Origin of the sequence: Allocoleopsis sp. (genome assembly GCF_036703385.1) — a bacterium.
Taxonomy (GTDB): domain Bacteria; phylum Cyanobacteriota; class Cyanobacteriia; order Cyanobacteriales; family Coleofasciculaceae; genus Allocoleopsis.
In genome coordinates this window covers 1-9,231 of record NZ_DATNPA010000704.1, presented here as the reverse complement: position 1 = coordinate 9,231, position 9,231 = coordinate 1, and the positions used below count along the sequence as shown (strand labels likewise).

The 9,231-nt window shown below is 46.6% G+C and carries 6 protein-coding genes and 1 pseudogene; 4 read left to right on the top strand and 3 right to left on the bottom strand.

Annotated elements, in window-relative coordinates:
* Positions 1 to 349: 349 nt before the first annotated feature.
* Positions 350 to 1,315, top strand: coding sequence for an alpha/beta hydrolase family esterase (locus V6C93_RS33120; RefSeq protein ID WP_333480943.1), 966 nt, complete (start codon positions 350 to 352; stop codon positions 1,313 to 1,315).
* 240 nt (positions 1,316 to 1,555) lie between these two features.
* Here the strand turns inward: V6C93_RS33120 and V6C93_RS33115 are convergent, their stop codons facing one another.
* The 3 genes from V6C93_RS33115 to bchB form a co-directional block, all read right to left on the bottom strand.
* Positions 1,556 to 1,846 (bottom strand): hypothetical protein, encoded by a 291-nt coding sequence (locus tag V6C93_RS33115; RefSeq protein WP_333480942.1) that lies wholly within the window; start codon positions 1,844 to 1,846, stop codon positions 1,556 to 1,558.
* 38 nt (positions 1,847 to 1,884) lie between these two features.
* Positions 1,885 to 2,448: a hypothetical protein gene (locus V6C93_RS33110; RefSeq protein ID WP_333480941.1), complete on the bottom strand. Its 564-nt coding sequence runs from the start codon at positions 2,446 to 2,448 to the stop codon at positions 1,885 to 1,887.
* Positions 2,449 to 3,220: 772 nt separating this feature from the next.
* Positions 3,221 to 4,747, bottom strand: coding sequence for a ferredoxin:protochlorophyllide reductase (ATP-dependent) subunit B (gene bchB, locus V6C93_RS33105; protein ID WP_333480940.1), 1,527 nt, complete (start codon positions 4,745 to 4,747; stop codon positions 3,221 to 3,223).
* Positions 4,748 to 4,994: 247 nt separating this feature from the next.
* Here bchB and V6C93_RS33100 point away from each other — a divergent pair, with 247 nt between their 5' ends.
* From V6C93_RS33100 to V6C93_RS33085, 3 genes and pseudogenes are all read left to right on the top strand, one after another.
* Entirely contained in the window at positions 4,995 to 5,171 is a 177-nt protein-coding gene (locus V6C93_RS33100) for a hypothetical protein (RefSeq protein ID WP_333480939.1), read from the top strand.
* A gap of 331 nt (positions 5,172 to 5,502) precedes the next feature.
* Positions 5,503 to 6,612, top strand: a pseudogene (locus tag V6C93_RS33090) (DUF3131 domain-containing protein).
* Between the two features lie 95 nt (positions 6,613 to 6,707).
* On the top strand, positions 6,708 to 9,231 hold a 2,524-nt coding region (locus V6C93_RS33085), incomplete at its 3' end, for a DUF3131 domain-containing protein (RefSeq protein WP_349262920.1).

The window sequence follows — 9,231 nt, the reverse complement described above, 5'->3', positions numbered from 1 at the left end:
CTATCACTCTCATCTGGGCTTCTGCCCTAGGGAACAGGGAGAATTCCAATCCTCTCAACTTTAGAGGACTATACGAGTACCTCTAGCCGTGCGCTCAGCGAGAGCTGGTGCCGCAGGCGATCGCGTGGAAGGACGAAGCATGATGTAGGCTCAAGGAAACAATTTTTAATAATCATTCGTCAGTGTAAGTACATCCTGAGAAAGACTTAGCCATCTAGTATACCTAAATATTGAGAAGTACTGCTCTCAACAGCAGGTATCTCTCATGGTGGAACATTTACCTAAAATTTTGTTTGTAAACTACAAGATAAAACTGCTTTTTATCAAAAAATTGGATTGATTAACGACCGTGAATACCTCTATTAAAAAACTATTTCCTCTAGCAACACTTGTTTTTCTCCTCTCCATGAGTTTAACAGCCGCCTTGCGGTCAACTCAAGCCCAGGAAGGTAGCCGACCTGAGGCCAAAATTTTGAATAGTAATGATTCTGGGCAAATAAACAATCAAGGATGGCTACGCCAGTACAAGCTGTACACTCCAAGCTCTTATAATCCTGAGCGTCCCATGCCCTTAGTTCTGGTATTTCATGGTCATGAGGGCACTGGCGCTTCCATCGCTGATGTTACTCGCTTCAATAAACTGGCAGAGCAAAAAGGGTTCATTGCCGTTTATCCCGATGGGATTGACCATAACTGGAACCTTAGAGGTAGTTCCGCTGGAAAAGTAGATGATGTTTCATTTGTGACAGCATTAATCGATCATCTCAAACAAACTAGAAACATCGATAGCCATAGAATCTATGCGACTGGCTTCTCCAAGGGAGCAATCTTTGCCCAAGATTTAGCCTGTGAGTTACCCGATCAATTTGCGGCTGTTGCATCGGTGGCTGGCTCTCTCCCAGTTCGACTCCAAGCCAAATGCCAACCTAAAACTCCTGTTTCGATGCTCATGATCAACGGGACAAACGATCTAGCGGTACATTATGAAGGTGATGACGATAAGAGTCAACGAGGAGCGCTCATTTCTATCCCAGACACGATAAACGTTTGGCAGACGATTAATCAATGTTCCTCAGCGCCAAAAGTCCAACAATTACCGACTTCTAACCCCCGCTCTCGTTTCAAGGTGAAAGTCTCTCAGTACCCAGGTTGTAGCAGTGGCTCAGAAGTTACGTTGATGGCTGTAGCAAATGGTGGGCATTTGTGGCCTGGTGGTTCCTCTCAAGATGCGAGTGTTAATAAGTTCAACACTGACCTTGGGTTTAACGCAAGCCAGACGATTTGGGATTTCTTTCAACGCCACACTCTGCCCTAATAGAGGACTAAAGTTCTCACTACAAACCCATCACAAGCTAGCTAACAGACCACCAATACCAATTTCATAAAATAGTGCAACACTTAGAAGATCCCCCTAAATCCCCCTTAACAAGGGGGACTTTAAATCCTCCATTTGTTCCCCCTCCTTTTTAAGGGGGGCTAGGGGGGATCTGATGGGATGTTCCCAGAAGATGGGTATCTTGCCCGCCCTTACCCAGAGCGGTGCAAGAGCTGATGTTTAGCTATTTTTTGCCGATTCAAATTTCCTCTTCAGAGCTTGGGTAAATCCCACTGATGCCCCAGCCATTGTGGAAATTGTAATCAGTGAAGAAAACAGTAGGGAACTGGAAATATATTCGGTTAGCTTTCCTTGCCTACCATTAGATTCCCAGCTGATATAGGCCATCAAGACGCCAGCAGAAATTCCGGCAATCACCCCAGTAATCCAAGCGCTATTAATTCGCTTCATCAGACTGACTTGCCCCTGTTGCACTTTTTGGACGGTGAAGTCTGATACTTCTTTGCCCATTTGCTCGGAGGCATTCAGGAGACGCTGTTCTGACTCGACTAAGCGCTGGGTAATTGGTCGAGAGAAAGCGTCTTGGGCCTCAAATCGAAAGGGAGGGATTCATACTCCTCCGTCGAAATGAATTCGGCATTCTCTATATTAGAATTCATGACAGAAAACAAGGCTGTCATATCATCAGTAAATTTACTAATATCATTATTTAAATTGCTAGCATAAGTACTTTGAAATTGTGTCCAAGATTTTGCTTCTAACAACTCCGCTTGTTTATGGCTGAGTTCCAACAACGTGCGAGCTAAGTTCTGCTGATTTTGCAGAATCTGTTCAATCTTTGAGGCTGGATTAGTATGAGCAGGTTGACCAGTATTTTGCCCATTTCCATTGATACTATGGTTTGAAGTCGCAAGCTTTGCTTGCTGTTCTGCTTCTTGAGGCGTCAAACCCGTTCCTAGTAAATGAAAGTATCGGCGGACTTCATTTGCCTCTACTGGATTGAGGACAGATTCCTCGATATTAGGGTGGTTAAGCTGCCGTTGAGCTTTCGTCACCTCGTCAACCGATTCCAGATGCAGTTCATTTTTCAGTTCAGTCTTGGTGATGTTCATGAACTTAAAGCTCCTTAATTTGAGCGGTTTTTATTTGAGTTGAAACCAGTCTTTTTGCTCGATTTTCGGGAGTCCCTTTTGTCAAAGATAGCTCAAAAACTGTGTTTAGCTAAGTAACAATTTAGTTACATAATCTAACAAAAGGTTACTTTTTTTGAGTCAGTTACTTGGGAAAACGGCATTAGCATTTTTCTCTGTAGAAAATTTATCGTAATCCCAGCAATTCTGCAACTACTAATAGAAGCATCACCGTTAATAACAGCGCCACGACCGGAAGGGATAAATTTTCAGTCGCCTTGATCACTACGTATCAAAAAACTAATCTATTAACTGCATAAGTCTTTTATTACTTAATCCTTTCGTTCAGCATCAAAAGCGCTTCAGCTCATAAAGGCCGTGTATTGTGTTCTATACGGCTAAGAAGGTCAACGATCGCTATCAGTCCTTGAGTAAAAATGTAGACAATCCCACAGCCAACTACTGCTTGTAAAAGAATATAAACAATGAAAATAGTGCCGAATGGTGATATAGTCACATACCCACTAACAAAGTAAAAAAAGAGGCTCAAGACAACTACGACAAAAAAGCCGAGATACTGAATTGCTTTCAGTATGGAAATAAATCTGGTATAAAGTCTTACTTGACTAGAGTTAGTTTGTGCCATTTTTATCGCCAAACCCGTTCCTACAGGCTACTTAAAGACAGCAAAGAGAGTGTCCCCCCAAGGGAACACTCTCATGCAATTTTTGCTTGACGCTATAGCTGCGTCTAATTACGCACCCACAGCTTCCTTCGCCGCATACATCACTTCCAGGGTGATTTCACTGAAACCGCGATCGCGTGCAAACTTCTCGGTATTGCGCTTCACCTTACCACGAACAAAACCAGGAACTTTGTTCAATTCGGCTTGCGCTTCCTTATTCCAGTTCAGGTCAGAATCAGCAGAAATACCTTTGGTAATCACTTCCTTGGTATCGTGACCGCCGAAAATTTCTAATAGGTGGTCTTCCATTCCTAAAGTGAAGGAATTGTAGACCAAATCAGCAATTTGGTTCGTGCCTTCGTAACCAACGAACGGCTTATAACCCAGGGGGAAGTTTTGGATGTGAACGGGTGCAGCAATAACACCACAAGGGATGTTTAAACGCTTGCCGACGTGCCGTTCCATTTGGGTGCCGAAGATAGCAGAGGGTTCAACACGAGCGATCGCATCTCCAATGGCTCCGTTATCATCACTGATAATCACTTCATCGCAGTATTCGCTTACCTGTTCGCGGAACCACTCTTCATCGTACTTGCAGTAAGTCCCAGCCCAAACAACGTGAATACCCATCTCCCGCGCCAAAATCTTGGTCATCGCCGCCGCGTGGGTATTATCCCCAAACACAACCGCTTTCTTACCGGTTAAATTCTGGCAGTCAATGGAACGAGAGAACCAAGCCGCTTGGGAAACATACAAGGTTTGCTCATTGATGAACTCTTCGTAATCGACATCAGCACCTTGAGCATTGAGTATCTGCTGAATCTTGCGGATACAACGTGCTGTTTCCACAACACCCATCGGGGTGATGTCCACATAAGGCATCCCAAAGTCTTGTTCCAGATAACGCGCTGCCATCAAGCCGATTTCTCGATAAGGCACGAGGTTAAACCAAGCGCGGGGCAAATTTTTCAGGTTGTGAACCGAAGCACCTTCTGGAATGACCTCATTGACCTCAATGCCGAGGTCAGCCATCAGTCGCTTCAGTTCGGTGCAATCGTGGTGATTGTGGAAACCGAGGGAAGAAATGCCGATGATATTCACGGAGGGCTTTTCCGTTTTGCCTTCTGGCAGATTGCCTTGCCTGCGTGCCTTGGCGATGTAGAACTGGACAATTTGCTCCAGGGTACGGTCGGCGGCTTGCAGTTCATTGACGCGGTAGTGGTTCACGTCCGCTAGCATCACATCCCCTTTAGCATCCAACTGTGCCCGTTGGACAAAGTTCTCCAGGTCTTCTTGCAGGATGCTGGAGGTGCAGGTTGGTGTGAGAACAATCAAGTCTGGGGTTTCCTCGGCATCCTTGCGGGTGATGTTGTTCACCACTTTTTCCTGGGAACCGCGTGCCAAGACATTCCGGTCTACGGAACTGATCGTCACTGGGGTAAAATTGCGATCGCGTTCTAGCATGGAGCGCATGACGTTGAAATAGTCATCTCCAATCGGCGCGTGCATGATGGCATGGACATTCTTAAAAGAACTGGAGACGCGCAAGGTACCAATGTGGGCGGGGCCTGCATACATCCAGTAAGCCAATTTCATACAGTGTTCTCCCTAGTGGTCAAAAAAAATTCTCTAATTGAGGAAACGTGGGGATGATTGCTCTGTTTTTGCGATCGTTTCTGATTGTCTCAGACTTGAAGTCTTTTATGAGTCCGGACTTACGAGGGTTCAACTTTCTTAGCAATGCCTCAACTCTCCTGCCTGCACGGAATTCAGCCTAAGACTAAAACAACATCTATATTGTTTAAGGAAATTATTCTTAACCTTTCGCTATCCTCTGTAGGAATTGGCGCTAGGGCAGCGGGAAGCCAGCCGTTTTGAAGGCTCCTCAGTTGAGCTGCACTATCCCTCAAAACCACTACCTGAGTTAATGGCTGCGCCAGAAAACTTCAATTCTGGGTGGCGATTACCACCGCCACCGCCCCCCCAGCAATCGCCACCACCTAGAGCACCGGTTCAGTAATCCCAGCCATAACTAAAAATGGTCATTCTGGCGCTCATCTTCAACGGAAAATCAGGCTCTTGATTATTAGTGAACCGGCGCTCTAGCCAACTGCCAGCCTCTACATCTACAGAGCCACGGCTTCTCGCCCAGTGTAGAAGCTGACTTTGGTTATGGCTTCTCAAATGTCCCCAAACAAGATACCGGGGGAAGTGCGTACAACAATCAATCCGTCACAGGGCAACGGCGGATCAGATTTTAGGACTTTTTTGTGAGAGCTGTTCCTGAAAGGAAAAAATTGGGAACTCTATTAAGCAACAGGGCTTAGCTGTCATTAGTGAGGTGTATCAACATGAATTCTGATTTCGAGCCCCCTCCCAAGGGCTTGTCAATACTAACTGTTGTCGGAGGGGAGTTACTGAGGTTGCAGCGAGCGCAGGGCTGGAATTCTTGTCCAGTCACCTTTCTCAGGCGGCTTCTGTACCACCGCCTAAAGCATCTACTTCTCAAACAGCTACCTCTGACGGGGCAACAACTCTCGTTAAATGGGACACGCGATCTATAAAGTTACCCAGTACCCCGATCACTCAGAAGGAAGTCACCACCACTCAGACTCCTTATGTTGCTTCTGGGGTGGGGGAGTTGAGCCAATTACTCGATCTGGCTCAAAATTGTGGGAGCTAAGTATCCGCAGTTGCAGCCACAAACAGAAGCCGTCTGGAAACATTGGCAAGTTGAGCGTCTTACTAAAGAGGGTCAAATGTATGGCACTGCAAATGTCAATGGTAAAGAACAGCTCAACCAAGAAGGTCGATTAGGCTACGAGAATTATGCGGCTTATGGTTTTAAACTGTGGGGTTTGGATGTAGAGAAAGCACTGGATTATGAATCTAATGTTGCCTTTGTCAATCTCTACGGCAAAGGCGTTCCTTACGATAAACGGGATGCCAAAACATCTGGTGCTAATAACTACGTCCTGAGTGAACCCTATATTCTGGATGGCATTGAAACCGGGTTTCAATCCTTGCCCAAAGCCTATGCCGATCGCGTCTTAGCAGCTCAAGAGGCTCGCTACCAAGCTACCAAACAGTTAACTGCTGTTACAGAAGATAACCTCGATCGCGATCCCTATTTTGTTTACAGCACGTTATTTGTCAATGGTGAAGCCTGGGCAACAATCGTAGATAAAGGGAAAAAGCATAACGATTTAAGGTTTCTCAGTGCTAAAGCAGCATTAGGTTGGCATGTGCTTTACAACACGCCTTACACTCAGCAGTTATTTGATTTTGTCCAAACCAATCTGAAAGCTGATAAAGGCTGGTACAACGGCTTTTACGAATCCTTAAAGCAACCCAATAAAGCTTTGACGGCAAACAATAACGGCGTCATGCTCGAAAGTTTGCTCTACAAGAAAGTAGGCAAGCCGCTTACTGTATGGGCAGGTGTAAAGCCATCTCGATAAGTTGCAGGTTACAAGGTCAACCGCTCAGAGAATAACTCATTTCACTTCTTTAACGTTTACCTTCCAACCTTTCAACCTTCCAACCTTTAACAATCATGCAAAAACACCATCAGCCAAACTTGTCAAAGCTGATTTCCCTCTTCTTGGTAGGGGCAGTGTCACAATCTTTTTTAAATATTTTTGTACCAAAGCCAAGCCTAGCTCAAACACCAACGGCTGCGGCTAATGCCTGTGCCCAGATTACCAGTCCCCTGACGCCAGAGGAGCAGGTCTATGCTAAAGCGGCTTGGCAGTACTTTGTTAAAAACTATCAGCCAGCAACGGGATTTACGAATTCAGTTGGAGGCTATCCCTCCGGCACGCTCTGGGACATGGGCAATTACCTGATGGCATTGAATGCCGCACGTTGGCTGAATTTAATCAACCAGCAAGAATTTGACTCACGCCTCAACCAGTTCTTGAAAACTGTTAACAACCTCAAACTCTTTGAGAATACCTTGCCGAACAAAGCTTATAACGCGGCAACTGGGGAGATGAGTGATTACAACAATAAGCCTGTGGAGCGAGGGCTGGGCTGGTCTGCTTTGGATCTCGGTCGTATGTTAGCAGCATTTCATGTTATCAGCACCTGTCATCCACAGTACAAAGATTGGATGAAGGGCATTGTATCCAAGTGGAAAATTGAGCGATCGCTAAAAGATGACCAACTCTACGGTGCGATCGTTCGACCGGATGGCAGCACGTTGCTGGTGCAAGAAGGACGCTTTGGCTATGAGGAGTATGCGGCTAGGGGTTTTGAACTTTGGGGCTTTAAAGCCTCTAAAGCGCTAGCACTGGAACCTTATAAGTTTGTGGAAGTTAACGGTGTTAAAGTTCCAGTTGATACCCGTGATTATCAAACCACTCAGGCTAACAACTATGTTGTCAGCGAGTCCTACATTTTAGATGGTATTGAATTTGGTTTGGAAGGGTATTTAAAAGATTATGCTGCCAATGTTTTAGAAGCACAAAAGCGCCGTTTCGATTCCACGGGGCAGCTGACTTCTGTATCAGAAGACAATATTGATCGAGAACCTTATTTTCTATACAACACGGTTTACTCCAACGGCAATTCGTGGGCAACAATTACCGATGAAAATAAACCCTTCCCGCAGCTACGCAGTATCAGTACGAAAGCCGCATTTGGTTGGCGCTATCTTTACCCAGACAATGCCTACGCTCAGAAAGTTTTTGATGCTGTAAAAGATTTGCGTAGCCCTGATGGGGCTGGCTTCTACGCTGGGCTTTACGAAGAAACGAAGCAACCGAATAAATCGCTGACCGGCAATACTAACGGGTTAATTCTAGAGATTTTGTATTACAAAGCTAGGGGCAATCGCCCACTCATCGGACCAAGTTTGGTTACTTTTGCGCCAGGAAAGCCCAGTGGTAATGCTTCAACCACAGCCGCGTCCCCAACAACAGCCCCAACCCCAACCGCTACTGCGAACCCGCCAGTAGGGGCACAAAGCGCTGCGCCCTCAGCTAGCCCACCTACCCCACCTGCTAGCACGGAGGGGGATGGAACATCCATTGCTGTTGCCCCTATTCCTCCAGTAGGGAAACCTCAGTCTTCGACTTATCCTAAGCTAGCAAGACCCCTGACAGTTCCGGAACGGCGTTATGCCCAGACAGCTTGGCAATACTTTCAAGCCAATTATCAATCTAAGACTGGACTGGTTAATGACCGCGCTGGCATGAAGGGTGCAACACTATGGGGATTGGGGGATTATCTAGCAGCTCTAAATGCAGCACGCGCCCTTGACATTATCACCGCCCAAGAATTTGACAATCGCACTCGCCATTTATTAGGCGCTCTCAAGAGGCTGTCTCTTTTTGCTGGACAGTTACCCCAACGGGGCTACGATACCCAGACGTTGAAGCCTGTAGATTATGGCGGTAATCCCACCACACAGGATAGCTGCAATCCCACCGCAGAGGGAACAGGTTGGTCGGCTCTTGATATTGGGCGGGTACTGGCAGCGCTATATACCCTGAAGAACTACCATCCTGAATACACGAAAGCCGTCGATCAAATTGTGCTGGAGTGGTCGTACTCACAAGTAGTACAGGATGGTCTTCTCTGGAGCGCCAGAGCGATAAAGGATGAGAATGGGCGACTTTTGACACGAGTCAATCCTGAAACTCGCCTTGGCTACGAAGAATATGCAGCTCGTGCATTTCAGTTGTGGGGCTTTAACGTCGATCGCTCACAAGTCAGTGGTGAGTATCAAACCGCCTTAGTCGAGGGCGTTCAGGTGCCAACTCAACGCCGCCAACAGTCGGGTAACCAATATACAGTTAGCAACCCCTTCTTACTCTACGGCTTAGAATTTGGCTTTGACCCTCGAATGCGGCAGCTAGTGCAACCCCTGCTTCAGGCTCAAGAGTCGCGCTACCGTCGTACTGGCACCTTCACCGCTGCTGCCACTACCCTGCTTGACCGTTCTCCCTACGTGGTTCACAGCACAATTAGTGGTCGCAAAGAGGCTTGGGCAACCTTAGAGGATGAGGGTAAGTCCGTGCCAGATGTTCGTACAGTCAGCACCGCTGCTGCCTTTGCCTTTTATGCCCTGTTCC